We start from the raw sequence: 14,953 nt of genomic DNA on the forward strand, positions 1-14,953 counted from the left end.
TACTATATTTACACAGCTAAAAAACAATTGTCAAAAAGCAATGACCGATTGGAGAGATCGTAGATAAAGGCCTATCTAAATATGAGATCTTACTTCTGGTCTAATTTTCTGCCATTGATTTAATGGTGAGTTATCAGGCGTTGCCATTTTATCGACAGGTAAGTAAAACGTTTGTTCTAACAAATGCTGACCACTCAATGCTGCATGCGACACATGATCGGTAAAAACTATCCAAGTGCTTTTAGGAGGAAAATCAATTTGCATCTTCTCAACATTTGCCTGATAAACATCATCCAACTTCATTGTGTCATGTAAATGAAGCATATAATGATCATACGGGGGTCTTAAAGTTTTTGTTGCTTTGACCCACTTCAGCATTTTGGCTTTTATTTTACTGTACGGCGCAATTTTAGGTGCAAACCGATTAAGAACCTCTTCAAATGGTTCACCAAGATTCCAAACTCGAGGTTCTGTAGGATTGATATTACAAAAAACTCGTAAAATCCTTAAACCATGGACAGGACTTGCCGAAAAAGAATCCACATGCAAACGTGTATCATCTTTACGTTTTGAGGAAACACGACCATTAATTTCCGCAGGTCTAAAACTGGTCCTGCCCCATTGCAAATGAGATACGTAAGAAGGAAGAGCACTCTGAATTAAATGGTGGGCAAATTCTGCATAACCATGCATCATATCCCTGAGTTTAACCTCAAGATCGCCAATATCTTTATTATAAGCGCTTAACTTTTTATTACGAATATCATAACTTACATTTTTACGACTACCATCCAAGACATTTTCAGATAATAAAAGCGTGTCTACGGGAGTAAAAAAATATTCTGGGAAAAACAAGACCTTGCCTGCTTCTAATTGATTAACGCTCTTTTGATGATCGATTTGTTCTACGCTTTGTGTAAATAAATAGGAATTCATTATTTTACCTTAAATAATGTGTAATTTAGTAAAAATTTGAAGCTATATCGAATATAATTCAAAATCCAATTTTTACTTTTAGCTGCTGGATCATATCATGTCACTTTGCCCTTGTGGATCACAAAATAAATATGAATTGTGTTGTGGTTTATACCTTGAAAAACAACAGCACCCACAAACTCCAGAACAATTGATGCGATCACGCTATACAGCGTACAGTATGGGTAAAATTGATTACATCAAAAAAACAATGAAAGGAAAAGCTTTAGTAGGCTTTAATGAACTTCAAGCGGAGCAATGGGCTAAAAGCGTAACCTGGGTTAGTTTAGAAGTGTTGAATTCGAATATCCCGGATCCCAATATTGGTTATGTTGAATTTGCAGCACGTTATTCCGAAGATAACACAATAAAAATTATCCATGAGTTAAGTGAATTTCACAAAGAAAATGACCGTTGGTTTTATGTAAGTGGAGTACATAAGCAGGGGTTAGAAAAAACCAAAAAACCCAAAGTTGCCCGGAATGCACCGTGCCCCTGTGGTAGTGGAAAAAAATTTAAGAATTGTCATGCCAAATAACAATCAGAGTTAAAATTATGAATGGTCACTTAATGCTTAATATCTTCATCTTTCTTGCCGCGGCCAGCATTATGGTTCCTATTGCCAGCCGTTTCAAATTGGGCTCAGTTCTCGGTTACCTCACTGTAGGTATTCTTATTGGTCCTTTCGGATTCAAACTCATAGCAAACTCACAACAAATTATGAATTTTGGTGAATTTGGCGTGATTATGATGTTGTTTTTGATTGGATTGGAATTAGAACCAGTCATGTTATGGAAACTTCGCAAAATAATTGTGGGTTTAGGTGGTTTACAAGTACTCTTAACTACAAGTATCTTAACAGCCATTGGGCTCCTTATTGGCTTTGATTGGCGAGCGACTTTAGCAGTAAGTATGGCTTTGTCCCTGTCATCCACTGCTCTAGTTTTGCAGATGCTTCAAGAAAAAAACTTGCTCAAAACCGCAGAAGGTGAAACCTCATTCGCTGTACTATTATTCCAAGATATTGCAGTAATCCCAATTCTAATTATTATTCCATTACTTGAACAACATGCAAATATAAAAATCAATATCCACGAAACGGCATTTATCATGAATCTCCCACGATGGATGCATGCAATTTTGGTAACGGGCGTGATTGGAGTAGTTATACTAGTGGGTCACTACTTATCTAGACATTTGTTTTCAATTATTGCTAAAACCAATCTACGCGAAGTATTTACCGCATTTTCGCTAGCTTTAGTAGTAGGTGTGACTTTATTAATGGAATCTATAGGGGTCTCTCCTGCTTTAGGCGCCTTTATTGCAGGTGTAGTGTTAGCTAACTCTCAATATAAACATGCAGTGGATGCTGATATTCAACCTTTTAAAGGCATTTTATTGGGATTATTCTTTATCTCTGTAGGGATGGGGATGAATTTCTCCCTTTTTTCTAATAAAGCCATGCTGATTATTATGGCTGTACTTTCTTTAATTACCTGTAAAGCAATTATCTTGTATATATTGGGACGTTTTTTTGATTTGACAAAATTGCAAAGCTTGGGTTTTGCTTTTGCCTTATCTCAAGGAAGTGAATTTGCTTTCGTACTTTTTGAATATGCAGGGGTGACCAAAGTAATTAGTCAAGAAAGTGCAGCTTTTTGCACTCTAGTTGTTGCATTATCTATGCTTGCGACTCCTTTTTTGGTGCTTTTTTATCATCGATTTGTGATACCCAAATTTATGAGCTTTTTACCGGAACGAGAATACGACTCGTTTAATGAAAAAAATGGGATTATTCTTGCAGGTTATGGACGTTTTGGGCAAATTATAGGGCGCCTGCTTAACGGTGAAAATATAAAAATGACCGTATTGGAAAAAAATCCAGAACAAATTGAGCTGCTCAGAAAATTCGGTTATGTCGGATATTTCGGGGATGCAAGCCGATTGGATATGTTAAAAAGCGCGGGGGCCGAACATGCAAAACTCCTGATAGTCGCCGTGGGAAATGTAGAGGCTAATTTAAAAATTGTGAAGTTAGCCAAACAACATTTTCCCCATTTAAAGATTTATGCCAGAGCTCGTAATCGACGCCATGCTTATGAATTACATCGAGTAGGTGTGGATTATTTTATTAGAGAATTATTTGATTCTTCTCTGAGTATGACCAAAGAGATTATGAAATTCTTAGGATATAATCAGGAGGACATTCAAAAAAAAGCAACAGCCTTCAAAGAACACGATGAAACTACATTAGTTCAATCCTTTGATTTTTTTGAAAAAGAAAGCGATTTAATCAGTTTCTCACGCCAAGCGAAAGGTGAATTAGAACGGATTTTACAATCGAATTAACAGACACGTTTGTTTACCTATGTTCCCGGGTCTTACGCAGTGGAATTAAGGCTACAAATGACTATGGAGTATTAACGACCCATGATCAATCTTCAGCAAATTTCTGTAGAAACTTTTCTTAGTGAATATTGGCAAAAAAAACCTCTAATAATTCGCAATGCTATCCCGGACTTTATTAATCCCTTATCTCCCGATGAGTTGGCTGGTCTGGCTCTGGAAGAAGATGTTGAAAGTCGGTTGGTTTTAGAAACACCCAATGAAAAACCCTATTGGCATTTAAAACGGGGGCCGTTCTTAGAACATGATTTCAATACTCTCCCGCCAACACATTGGACTTTGCTCGTACAAGGGGTTGATCGATTAATTCCTGAAGTTTATTCCTTGCTTGAACATTTTGATTTTATCCCACAATGGCGGATCGACGATATCATGATTAGTTATGCTGCACTTCAAGGGAGTGTTGGACCTCATTACGATAATTATGATGTTTTTTTATATCAAGGCGTGGGAAGACGAGAATGGTTACTTACCACTAAAAAATGCAATACTCATAATTATCTCAAAGATCTCGAACTTCGTATTATGGAGCAATTTGATGTCGAAGAGCGTATTGTTCTCGAAGAGGGCGATATGTTGTATCTTCCTCCCCATGTGGGACATCATGGCATTTCACTGACCCAGGATTGCATGACCTATTCTTTTGGTTTTCGCAGTTATCAAGGACAAGAATTATTGGAAAGTCTTAGTGAGTATTTAGCGGAAAAAGGTACATTCAAAACTTTATATCAAGATCCCAACTGGTCTCATTTGCGCAATACTTCTGAAATCACTCGCCCGGCCTGGAACAATGCGCAAAGATTGTTACAACAATTAATCAGTGATGAACACATTATGAGATCATGGTTCGGATGCTTTGCAACACAGTTGGATCAACAAGCAGAGCATCAATTACCTTTGCCATTAGAAGAAGATGAATTAATTGATTTACCAAGTTTTATTAACGAATTAAACACAGGATTAGATCTCTTTAGAGATGCCTCGTGTCGCTTTGCTTATCAAAGTGCAGATGAGCAATCCGAATATCAACTCTATATTAACGGCTGTGAGTGGGAAATAACGGGTGTATCACATGATTTACTTAGCTATGTGGCAAATCATCGTTACTTAACCCATCAAGTACTTGCGGTATATTTAAATACTACACAAAATCAAATATTTATTTATAATTTATGGAAATTGCAATGGCTACAAATTGCAGAGCATTAGAAATTAATAACCTTTTTTCTCAATCCATAATAGTGAGAAAAAACGTTAGAAAACTTGAATATAAATTGGTTAAACTTAAAATCGTAGAGTATAGTTAATATACATACTATAACAAGGATAGGTAATGAAAAAAATAATACTGGCCGTAATTCTAGTGTGTTCAACTGGGTTCTTAGTCAACTGTTCTAACGGTAACGCATGTTGCGGAACTTGTGCGAGTGATTGTGGGGGCTGCGGTGGTTGCAATGGAAGTTGGTATTAAAATTATCTGATCACTACAGTATGTGTCGTAATCCGGAGGCTCTTGCTTAGTTCCGGTTTACGACTGCGCCATCTTTCAGGTAGCCAGCATTTTACGAGGATGCTTATACTAGGGTCTAAAACAAAGCTACCCAACATCTTCACTGCGTCGTATGAACTCAAACTTTAATGAGCCCAAATTAATTTTATGGCTGAATAAAGTAATAAGTGCACCTGTCAATACCAATACCACTCCCACACCCCCCCATAGGCTCACTTTTTCACCTAAGAGGAATACTCCAAAAATGACCACAAACACGGGTTCTAGAACTGACAAAATGGAAGCTTTTTCTGAGCTGATGTATTTCAGACTGTACAACAACAAAATAATGGGAGCTACAGTTGCAATAATTGAAATTCCAAAGAGATGGTACCAAACATCTATTGATGAAGGAATTGTAAAGGAATGATTAAAAAGTGAAAAAAATAAACTGGTTACCATGCATCCCAAACAAACCATAAAGGTAGACATATTTGGAGAGAGCTTGTTTCGTTTACTGCCAATCACGTAACAAGCATAAAAAAAAGCTGAAGCAACGCCTAACAAAATACCCCACAAGTTAAAAGACAATGCATCGAAGTCCACCATAAGCACCATACCCATTAAAATTACTAGAATAGCGAAATAGTAAACACGTGGAATAGACTGCTCATAAAAGAAATAATTCAGCAACATAATTAGTACTGGGTAGGTGAAAAAGATAACCATTGCCAATCCAGAACCTATATATTGAGATGCTAAAAAGTAAAGCCAAGTTGATATACCGTAAAAAAAAGCACCTGTTAAAAAGGCAATCCCCATATTTTTGTAAGAATCGGTCGTTTTTTTTATTTTGGGCAGCATTATAAGCAAAATAATCATGCTGGAAATTAAAAAGCGCCAAAATAACATTGTGCTGGCAGATAGATTGCCATTAATCGCACTCAAACCAAAATAACCTATAAAACCGTATAGGAAACCGGATAAAATGGCATAGATAGAACCGCGATATTCTTGATTTATCATTTTGATACTGCCTGAAGACTAACTTAAAAAGCAGGTTAGATTATTTCCAACCAGAAAGCATGAAGGTTCATTTACCTACATAAAAATATAAAAAAGTAGTGTATCATTTTTTCAACATAATATCATGTTGAAAACAAATAATACATAATGTATCATTTGCTGACTTTTTATTGAGACTTTTCCCATGCTTCGATTTTTATTCATTATCTCATGTCTTTTTGTATTAGTTAATGAGGGTTATGCTGATCCTGCTGCGTGTAATGAACATCAATGTATCGCGGTAGTAGATGCTGGAAGTACCGGTTCAAGACTTCATATTTTTGGTTATGATCTTGATGAAACCAATACCCCATCCGGTATTGCAGAAATATGGTCCAAAAAGATAAAACCTGGATTTGCTACCATTGAGGCAAATCAAAATACTATAGATGCATATCTCACTACCCTTTTCTCCGGAGCTCCTGCACAAAACATTCCTGTTTACTTCTATGCAACCGCAGGAATGCGTCTTGTACCACAAACCAAACAAAAAATTTACTATCAAGAAGTACAAAAATGGTTTAACCAACAATCTGCATGGCAGCTTATAGAAGCCAAAACCATCACTGGACATGATGAAGCATTATACGACTGGCTAGCGGTAAATTATCATATAGGCGCACTCAAATCGTCCTCTAGTACTCCCGTAGGAGTCATGGATATTGGTGGGGCCTCAGTACAAATTGTATTCCCAATACAAAAAAATACTGAAGAGAAAGGAACCCAAGTTGAATTGGATCTCTACGGCCAACATATCAATTTATCCGTACATAGTTTCTTAGGACTTGGGCAAAATGAAATGGCCCATCAACTTCTCGATACTGCTTCTTGCTTTTCCGAGGGTTATCCACTTTCTGACGGACGTACTGGACAAGGTGATGCTTTACTTTGTGAGCAAGAGGTATCTCCTTTAATTAAAATGCATAAGGTCAAAAAAGAGGTACAACCTATTCTTTCTGCGAGTCATATCAGCTCTTGGTACGCCATCGGCGGTTTTCCAAATCTTGCAGAAAGCAAACCGTTCCAATTTCAAAACAATCAATTGACCATTCAAGATTTGTTTCAACAAGCAAACAATCTGATTTGTCATCAACAATGGGAACGTCTCAGTAATCAATTTCCAAACAACGAATACATTGAGTCATATTGTCTTCTACCTGCTTTTTATTATGCGCTGATGGTCGAGGGATATGGTTTAACAGCAAATCAACAGTTAAATTATGTTCCTTCAGCGGAAAATCTGGATTGGACATTAGGAGTAGCGTTACATCATTGATGTATAGTGTAACTGGAGTGACACCATTTAAATCCGCTGTAGTGCGCTCCACGTAACTATATGGATTCTATAGAGCTCATAATTCTTCTAAAGAAAAATCCTCAACCCTTAAAATTTTTGATTGCTCATAAAAGGAACTTAGAGCATCACGAAATTTTTGTGCGCGTGCGGGTAACCCATGCTGACAATAATAGACTACTTGCTCATAAACCGCTTTTTTAAAAGCAACCGTGTCCGCCTCCGCCTCTGCACCACCATTTAAATTATCTATACTGACATGAAATTTATGCCCGGCAGCTTTTGAGAGAATCCACTCCAATGCTTGCGGCTTTACTTCAACATGTTGAAATAAAGCTTGTTGTTCTGCACTACGCCCATCAGGCATATACCAATATCCAAAATCCACTTGCTTTCTACGTTCTTCTCCCGCAATAAGCCAATGAGAACATTCATGGAGCGCGCTGCTAAAAAAACCATGAGCAAAATATAACGCATTATAAGAATGCGCCTCATTTGCTGGGAGATAAATGGGCTCATCATCCCCTTTAATGAGCCTGGTATTAAATTCTTTGCCAAAGCAACGATCAAAAAGAGTTATTAAATCCTGATATTGATGCACAAATAGCTTTTCACTCATTAATTTACACATAATGCCTAATTTATACTAATATATTTAAAGAGTCATTATTTTTAATGAGTTTACGGAACTTGGAGTTTCGACGATAAACATGCAAAAAAAAGCACTGTCGTACCGATTAGGAAGATTTATAAATAAGCTTCGTTGGCCCATAATAGTTTTATGGTTGCTTGCAATTTTACTCTGTATCCCATTTTTGCCTCACATTATTACACCGTTTAAGACCACTGGATTTGTGGATGAAAGCTCTCAAAGTGCCCGTGCCGAAGAGTATATGAATAAACAATTGGGATATAATGATAAAAATAAATTTCTTATCATGTACCACAGCAAAAAGCTTTTAGCGACACAAGATAAATTCAAAGAAAAAATTAAAAAATCCTTGGCTGATTTAAAGGATTTTCCGATTAAACACAAAATTATTTATCCTGATGATACGCATCAAATTTCCAAAGATAAACATACAGCATATGTTGCCGTGATCATCAAAAGCAATAAGCCTCTTACTAATGATTTATTAAATCAATTTAAAGACTCCATAAAAAAACCAAGTCAGATGACTATGTGGATTGGAGGTGAACCGCTGTTCGTAGAAAATGTGAACAAACAAACACAAACCGACCTATATAAAGCAGATATTGTCGCCACGCCTATAGCGATTATCACCTTAATTCTGGTATTTGGGTCGGTAGTTGCTGCCACACTTCCAATTATTCTTGGCGGCGGGTGTGCGATCATTATTCTTACAACGCTTTATTTCTTTGGGCATCTTTTTACCCTTTCCATTTTCACCATCAACATCGCTTTATTGCTCGGCTTGTGTCTTTGTCTTGATTATTCATTATTTTTTATAAATCGCTTTAGGGATGAGTTAAAGAACGGATTAACGATTCAAGAGGCGATAGCAACAACCCAAGAAACAGCTGGAAAAGCAATTTTTTTTAGTGGATTAGCCGTTTTTGTAAGCCTGAGTGCTTTATTTTTGTTTCCTGTAAACATTCTTTTTTCCGTTGCGGTAGGTGGTTTGGCTGCCGTTTTCTTTGCAGTATTAATCTCTACAATATTTTTACCTGCCATTCTTGCCGTTCTGAAATCAAAGATTAATTTTCTATCAGTACATGTATATAAGAATAAAAATCGCTCCAGTTTTTGGCGTTGGCTCGCAGAGCGAGTTGTTCGGCATCCTTATCTTTTTTTCTTTCCTATTCTTATTTTCTTGTTAGTGCTTGGATATCCCTTTTTAGAGGCAAAATTTGGTATCTCTGACTATCGTATTTTCCCTGAGAAATCAGAAAACCGAGCGTTTTATGATAACTATGCAAAGAAATTTCAGCTTGAACAATTAAGCCCTATAGTCTTAGTGATCGAATCGCCCTCTTCATCTATCTTATCTCGCAAAAACTTATCCAAAATATATAATTTGGTACATAAATTGAAAGATAATCCACGTGTCAAAGAGGTCAATGGTATTATCAGTAGCACTTCCGACCTTAAAAAGAATCAATATTACACGCTTTATCATTTGAATAAAAAATTGCTTGATCCCCAGGTAAAACAATTATTAGATACTACAACGACCAAACATATGGCAGTCATTAATGTAATTAGCAAATATCCAGTTAACTCGGAAGAAACGAAACAACTGGTAAGTGAATTACAAAATATAAAAATAGGCAGCGGATTAAAGGTCCAACTTACTGGAGTAACAGTGAGTAATATTGATGTGTTACACAGTATTTATCGTTATCTGCCCTATGCCGTTCTATGGATTATTGTATTTTCATATTTGATCTTGCTTCTATTATTAAGATCTCTCCTCTTGCCTCTGAAAGCAATAATAATGACTTTGTTAAGTTTATGTGCTTCATATGGGGCGTTGGTTTTTGTATTCCAACAGGGATATCTATCCAGTATTCTTAACTTTCAACCACAAGAAATGCTCGATATCAGTTTATTAGTAATAATATTTTGTGCCCTGTTTGGTTTTTCGATGGACTATGAAGTATTTTTGCTCTCTCGAATCAAAGAGGCGCATCAATTAACTCGTGATAATAACAAAAGCATTATATTTGGCATTGAAAAAAGCAGTCGTATTATTACCAGTGCTGCACTTATTGTTATTGTGATTACCGGCTCCTTTTTAATTGCTGATGTTTTGATGGTCAAAGCATTTGGTCTTGGCATTGCTGTTGCTATTTTCGTCGATGCCTTTTTAATACGAAGTTTCTTAGTCCCCGCAACCATGGCCATTTTTAAAAATTGGCTCTGGTATCTACCTAAATGGCTGGATCGAATTCTACCCAAACTATAATCCTAACTCGAATTTGAATATCCAAAAAGGTTTACTATACTGAATTTAAAGGGTTTTTAATTATTATTTATAACCGATGAGGTAATTCCAATAATTTGAGGGCGATGACACTTCATAATAAATAAAAAATACTTTAAGACTTTAAATTCAGCATAAAATTTTGTTTACCGCTATTCTTTAACTGCCGAATTTAGGATAAGAAAATGGCGAATAAAAAAATAATACAAGCCTTATTTGAAGAACATGCGCATCATTTCCCAAATCATATTGCTGCTGTAAAGGGAAATGAACAACTGACTTATAGCGAGCTAAATCGAAGAGCAAATCAACTCGCTTACTACTTAAAAAGCTTAGGCTTAAAACCAGATTCTCCTATTGCACTTTGTTTGGAGCGTTCATTTGATTTTCTAATTACACTTTTAGCCATTTTAAAAGCAGGCGGTGCTTACTTACCGATAGATGCATCGCAACCTGAGGATCGTTTATTTTTTTTACTTCAGGATAGCAAAGCCTCAATTTTAATTACTCAATCTATGTTCAAAGATAAATTTAAACCGTATCAAGGAACTCTTGTGTTATTGGACATTGATAATAAGGTTATCAACCAACAAGCATGGAATAATCCATCTCCAACAAATACTCCAGAGCATTTAGCATATATCATCTATACATCGGGCTCTACTGGAACTCCCAAAGGCGTGCTTATTGAACACCGTTCGGTGGTCAATTATTGTCATTGGTTTGCCCACTATACACAGTGCAAACCGCAACAGCGTATCGATTTTTCTGCAAACCCTATTTTTGATATGTCAGTCACTACGACCGTTGTGCCATTAATGTTGGGATTAACTGTGGTTCTTTGCGAGGAAAAAACAAAGAAGGAAATTCACTCGTATTTGCATTATCTAGCGAAAGCACGCATCAATATTATTAAACTAACTCCAAGTTATTTTAAAGTGCTGTTGCACGAAATAAAAAATAATTTCATTACATTGCCGCACCTGCATTCCATTATTCTCGGAGGAGAAAATTTATCAGCTGCTGAATGTCAATCCTGGCTTAAATCCTATCCTAAACATGTTCTATTTAATGAATACGGACCCACTGAAGCAACGGTGGCGGTTTCAACATATAAAGTAACTAATTTGAACTGCTCCTATCTGGATACGAATGTCCCTATTGGCATTGCAGGCACTAATATGAGTTGCATTATTCTCGATGCCAACAATGAACCAGTTCCCGATGGAGAGGTCGGTGAGCTTTTTATTGGGGGGACATGTTTGGCGCGCGGTTACTTAAATCAACTTCAACTTACACAAGAACGATTTATTACCTTAAGTAAAACTCGTTTATATAAAACAGGGGATTTATGTAAAAAACGGCCTGACGGAACCATTGAATATTTAGGTAGAATTGACGAGCAAGTAAAAATACGTGGGTATCGTATTGAGCCAAGCGAAATTGAAAAATACATGATTGACCATCCCGGTATTGAAGAAGTTGCAGTACTGCCCCAAAAAGATGCTTTTGGAGAACAAAGATTGGTAGCCTATTACGTTTTAAAAGACCCTGAAGCTTCATTAAATACGAATCAAATACGTCAGCATTTACACCAAAAGGTACCGGAATATATGGTTCCTACAGTTTTTGTAAATGTGGATAAGTTTCCCTTGACTAGGAATGGAAAGCTGGATAAAGCCGCATTACCTGTACCTTTGTTAACTGCGAGTCATAATTATACTGAGCCTGTTACTGCACTTGAAAAAAAACTTGCGGGGATTTGGTCAGATGAATTGGGAGTTCAACTCATTGGTATTCATGATAGCTTTTTTGATTTAGGGGGACATTCTTTATCTGCGGCACGTATCATTTCAAAAATAAATGATGAATTAAATAGAACTATCAGTCTATCTGACTTTTATAAGGCCACCAACATTGCAGCTTTAGCTCCTATTGTTAAAAACACAAAAAGAAATAAGAAAAAAACAAAAAATAAAACAGTTAGCTATCATAAAGTAAGTCATCTACCTCTGAGTGATTTCCAGTTTTTACTTTGGATGTCACATATTTTTGAACCCAGAGCACAAAAGTTAAATATTGTCGCTAGAAAGAGATTCAGTGGTCACTTAAACGAAAAGGCTTTAGATTTTGCTTTTCAAGCGATTTTAAAAAAGCATGAAACACTAACTTATCAAATCTTCAAATTAAAACCGGCCCAAAAAACACAAAAAAAATGGTCATTTAAACTCGCAACTACTGATCTTACAATGCTTCCGTCCCACAAAAGTGAAAAAGAATTGCAAGATTCAATGACACAACTCATTGATTTTTATCCCTGGCCGAAAAAAACAGCTTTAATTATCGGCAAATTATTTTACTTAACTGAGAACGAATCTGAGCTTCAAATTTGCATACCGCATTTAATTTCTGATGAGCATTGTACTGATATTTTATTCGCTGAGTTATCTCATTTTTATGAACGATACACGCACTTAATGCTTGAAGAAATTGCACTGGACTCACACTTTAAAGAACATATTTTTAATGAACGATCTGCAATGAAAATTCACCTGGATGAAGACATTCCATTTTGGGAGAAGTATCTAAAAGATACCCATTTATTTACTTTTCCCGAGGAGTATATAGTTCGTAATATGCAAGCTGAACAAATTCCTTATTCCACGTACTCAGTCATACCAGAAGCCTCTTTAAATCATTTCAAGCTTTTTTGCGAACTAAATCATATAAGTATCAATAACGCGTTATGCGCTGTAATTGCATTGGCGTTACGAAATTGTTCCGGTAACTGTAAAAGTGAGACACCTTACACCCTCATGAATATCATTCAATCAACACGTGATAATCCAATGTATGATAATACAATTGGCTGTTTCCTGAGAGTCGAGCCGGCTAAAATTATCCTTGATGAGGCGGCAACTTTGACTGGTCTATCTCAAGAACTACGTAATTCGATTATTGATACAAGTAACTATCAGCACTGTTCAAATTTAATAAAACTGAGTTCCATAGGTTCCTTTAAACCCAACATACTTGAAAATATATTTACCCATTTAATCACTCCACTCTATCTAAAACTACTCAACATACCCTCCATTTATCGTAAAATCTTAAAACGATGTGGCAGTCGTATGATTTCATTTAAACGAAATACCAAATTTGTTATTAACCTCAACATCCGTACTAACTTTACTGACCTGACTAATAAAAATTTAAAATTATTTGGTTTGAATACCAAACAAATTAAAAATAATAAGGATGATTTACTAGCAATAGATTATATTTTCGAAGCCAGTTTTATTCGAGATGACAATGAAAACGTTCATCAATTAGTTATTTCCGCAAATTTAAGACCCGAATTTCGCGAAAAAATTGCTCTAGAAGCAATTCAGATTATGAATTCAGTAGGTTTTGAAAAAAATCTACACGAAGCCTCACTCAAATATGAAGAAGAAGAGCAGTTGCTTTCATAAACAATAAATCAAAAATACTTTTACCGCTTTCAATATTCGCATATTAAAATGCAATATTAATATCGATGTCTTTTGCAGGCAGATTAATTTTCTGATAGAGTAACTTGCATAGAATTTCGAGTTAAATAGAGGATATTAAAAATGATACGAGGATTTTTTGCAGGTTTAATGTGCTTACTCAGTTTCTCTGCTTTTTCATATGGTAGTTCTTGTGGTAATGCAGTTCCTACGAATGATGTAAATTTTTGCTCCTCATTTAAGAAAGTTGCAACTTGCTACTGTACTTCTTCCGGTTTGCCTTCTGGTATGTGTCAAGATATGAATATGCTTTATGCACGTATGGTGAGTGTCTATGGATCCCTGGATAAAGCATGCGCAGCTCAACCTTATACTACAAAACAAGATTGTCTTGATAATTGGAATTGCTATCGTCTGGGAGGAGTTGATTCTCGAGGCAGAATATGTAGTTCTACCAAAAAACCCTGTCAGTAATTTATATAAATTAAAATCATAACATGATTAAGGTTGGGCTACGGCCCAACACAATGCTAACGATCTAAGGAATCCTGGTAGAGTAATTATTGTGCGTGATAAAAAATCGAAATTATTTTTATTCTCATTCTTATTTCTTTCTACGTCGTATTGTCTGGCTGAGACAGAAAATCTACCACATCACCCTTTTTATATCGGTGCCATTGGAGGATTTGGTTCAACTACCTGGACGGGTTTGGTACCCACTAAGGAAAATCAAAATGTTGCCCTAATGTTATCCACACCTACAGATGTTGAGGAAGGTGGAAGTGTTTGGGGAGTAATGGCTGGATACGAATTTACTCGATATTTTGCAATTGAAGTAAATTACGTGCACTTTCCTGAAGCAAATGTCTTTTTCGATCCCATAAGTTTATTCAGTTTCGAGCATGATGGTTTAGATACTTTAGCATCTCAAACTGAGACTTTAACTTTGATGGGAAAACTTATGGTCCCTATTCCGCACTCGCAAATGAAAATTTTTTCTGGCGCAGGAGTGGCTGGTGTCCATCGTAAAGATATCGTGGTAGATGATTGGCGACCGGGACCTGCTTTTAGTGTGGGTGTTAATTATAATTTTACTGAACGAATTATGGGTGAAATTGCCGGAAGTTTTACTGCAGGTTATGGAGAGTCGCAGCTTAATCCTGCCGACGCATATTATCCATTTCTTTATTCAATCGCCGGACATCTAATTTTTCGTTTTTAAGTGATGTTTATTGCCATCAGTGTTAGAGAAGGGTTCGCAAATAAGAACCTAATTCTGGCGGCA

11 protein-coding genes are annotated in these 14,953 nt (G+C 36.2%); 8 read left to right on the plus strand and 3 right to left on the minus strand.

Annotated elements, in window-relative coordinates; genetic code table 11:
- Positions 1-75: 75 nt before the first annotated feature.
- Positions 76-936, minus strand: coding sequence for a Kdo hydroxylase family protein (locus HBNCFIEN_RS09945; RefSeq protein ID WP_182390943.1), 861 nt, complete (start codon positions 934-936; stop codon positions 76-78).
- A gap of 97 nt (positions 937-1,033) precedes the next feature.
- Between HBNCFIEN_RS09945 and HBNCFIEN_RS09950 the strand changes: the two genes are divergently transcribed.
- The 3 genes from HBNCFIEN_RS09950 to HBNCFIEN_RS09960 all read left to right on the plus strand — a co-directional run bounded on the left by HBNCFIEN_RS09950 (position 1,034) and on the right by HBNCFIEN_RS09960 (position 4,590).
- Entirely contained in the window at positions 1,034-1,513 is a 480-nt protein-coding gene (locus HBNCFIEN_RS09950) for a YchJ family protein (protein ID WP_182390944.1), read from the plus strand.
- A 17-nt stretch (positions 1,514-1,530) separates the two neighbouring features.
- Complete coding sequence (locus HBNCFIEN_RS09955; protein ID WP_182390945.1) at positions 1,531-3,324, plus strand: monovalent cation:proton antiporter-2 (CPA2) family protein; 1,794 nt, start codon at positions 1,531-1,533, stop codon at positions 3,322-3,324.
- 81 nt (positions 3,325-3,405) lie between these two features.
- Positions 3,406-4,590, plus strand: a complete 1,185-nt coding sequence (locus HBNCFIEN_RS09960) for a cupin domain-containing protein (RefSeq protein ID WP_182390946.1) — start codon at positions 3,406-3,408, stop codon at positions 4,588-4,590.
- Between the two features lie 388 nt (positions 4,591-4,978).
- On the opposite strand, the gene HBNCFIEN_RS09965 is transcribed toward HBNCFIEN_RS09960, so the two are convergent.
- Positions 4,979-5,896, minus strand: coding sequence for a DMT family transporter (locus tag HBNCFIEN_RS09965; RefSeq protein WP_182390947.1), 918 nt, complete (start codon positions 5,894-5,896; stop codon positions 4,979-4,981).
- Between the two features lie 184 nt (positions 5,897-6,080).
- On the opposite strand from HBNCFIEN_RS09965, the gene HBNCFIEN_RS09970 reads away from it, so the two are divergent.
- Complete coding sequence (locus HBNCFIEN_RS09970) at positions 6,081-7,211, plus strand: multidrug DMT transporter permease (RefSeq protein ID WP_182390948.1); 1,131 nt, start codon at positions 6,081-6,083, stop codon at positions 7,209-7,211.
- Between the two features lie 76 nt (positions 7,212-7,287).
- Here HBNCFIEN_RS09970 and HBNCFIEN_RS09975 read toward each other — a convergent pair whose 3' ends face one another.
- Positions 7,288-7,830 (minus strand): elongation factor P hydroxylase, encoded by a 543-nt coding sequence (locus HBNCFIEN_RS09975; RefSeq protein WP_304599273.1) that lies wholly within the window; start codon positions 7,828-7,830, stop codon positions 7,288-7,290.
- Positions 7,831-7,939: 109 nt separating this feature from the next.
- Between HBNCFIEN_RS09975 and HBNCFIEN_RS09980 the strand changes: the two genes are divergently transcribed.
- The 4 genes from HBNCFIEN_RS09980 (at position 7,940) to HBNCFIEN_RS09995 (ending at position 14,890) form a co-directional block, all read left to right on the plus strand.
- A complete protein-coding gene (locus tag HBNCFIEN_RS09980; protein ID WP_182390950.1) occupies positions 7,940-10,159 on the plus strand; it encodes an MMPL family transporter in 2,220 nt (739 codons plus the stop codon).
- Positions 10,160-10,362: 203 nt separating this feature from the next.
- Entirely contained in the window at positions 10,363-13,650 is a 3,288-nt protein-coding gene (locus tag HBNCFIEN_RS09985) for an amino acid adenylation domain-containing protein (protein ID WP_182390951.1), read from the plus strand.
- A gap of 141 nt (positions 13,651-13,791) precedes the next feature.
- On the plus strand, positions 13,792-14,142 hold the full coding sequence (locus HBNCFIEN_RS09990; RefSeq protein WP_182390952.1) for a hypothetical protein: 351 nt from the start codon (positions 13,792-13,794) through the stop codon (positions 14,140-14,142).
- Between the two features lie 91 nt (positions 14,143-14,233).
- On the plus strand, positions 14,234-14,890 hold the full coding sequence (locus HBNCFIEN_RS09995) for a hypothetical protein (protein WP_182390953.1): 657 nt from the start codon (positions 14,234-14,236) through the stop codon (positions 14,888-14,890).
- Positions 14,891-14,953: the final 63 nt, after the last annotated feature.

The sequence above is a fragment of the Legionella sp. PC997 genome (assembly GCF_014109825.1).
Taxonomy (GTDB): Bacteria; Pseudomonadota; Gammaproteobacteria; order Legionellales; family Legionellaceae; genus Legionella.

Bases quoted from the DNA above. Each gene is read 5' to 3' on its own strand.
- HBNCFIEN_RS09945 (WP_182390943.1), bottom strand. From the start codon at position 936: ATGAATTCCTATTTATTTACACAAAGCGTAGAACAAATCGATCATCAA.
- HBNCFIEN_RS09950 (WP_182390944.1), top strand. From the start codon at position 1,034: ATGTCACTTTGCCCTTGTGGATCACAAAATAAATATGAATTGTGTTGT.
- HBNCFIEN_RS09955 (WP_182390945.1), top strand. From the start codon at position 1,531: ATGAATGGTCACTTAATGCTTAATATCTTCATCTTTCTTGCCGCGGCC.
- HBNCFIEN_RS09960 (WP_182390946.1), top strand. From the start codon at position 3,406: ATGATCAATCTTCAGCAAATTTCTGTAGAAACTTTTCTTAGTGAATAT.
- HBNCFIEN_RS09965 (WP_182390947.1), bottom strand. From the start codon at position 5,896: ATGATAAATCAAGAATATCGCGGTTCTATCTATGCCATTTTATCCGGT.
- HBNCFIEN_RS09970 (WP_182390948.1), top strand. From the start codon at position 6,081: ATGCTTCGATTTTTATTCATTATCTCATGTCTTTTTGTATTAGTTAAT.
- HBNCFIEN_RS09980 (WP_182390950.1), top strand. From the start codon at position 7,940: ATGCAAAAAAAAGCACTGTCGTACCGATTAGGAAGATTTATAAATAAG.
- HBNCFIEN_RS09985 (WP_182390951.1), top strand. From the start codon at position 10,363: ATGGCGAATAAAAAAATAATACAAGCCTTATTTGAAGAACATGCGCAT.
- HBNCFIEN_RS09990 (WP_182390952.1), top strand. From the start codon at position 13,792: ATGATACGAGGATTTTTTGCAGGTTTAATGTGCTTACTCAGTTTCTCT.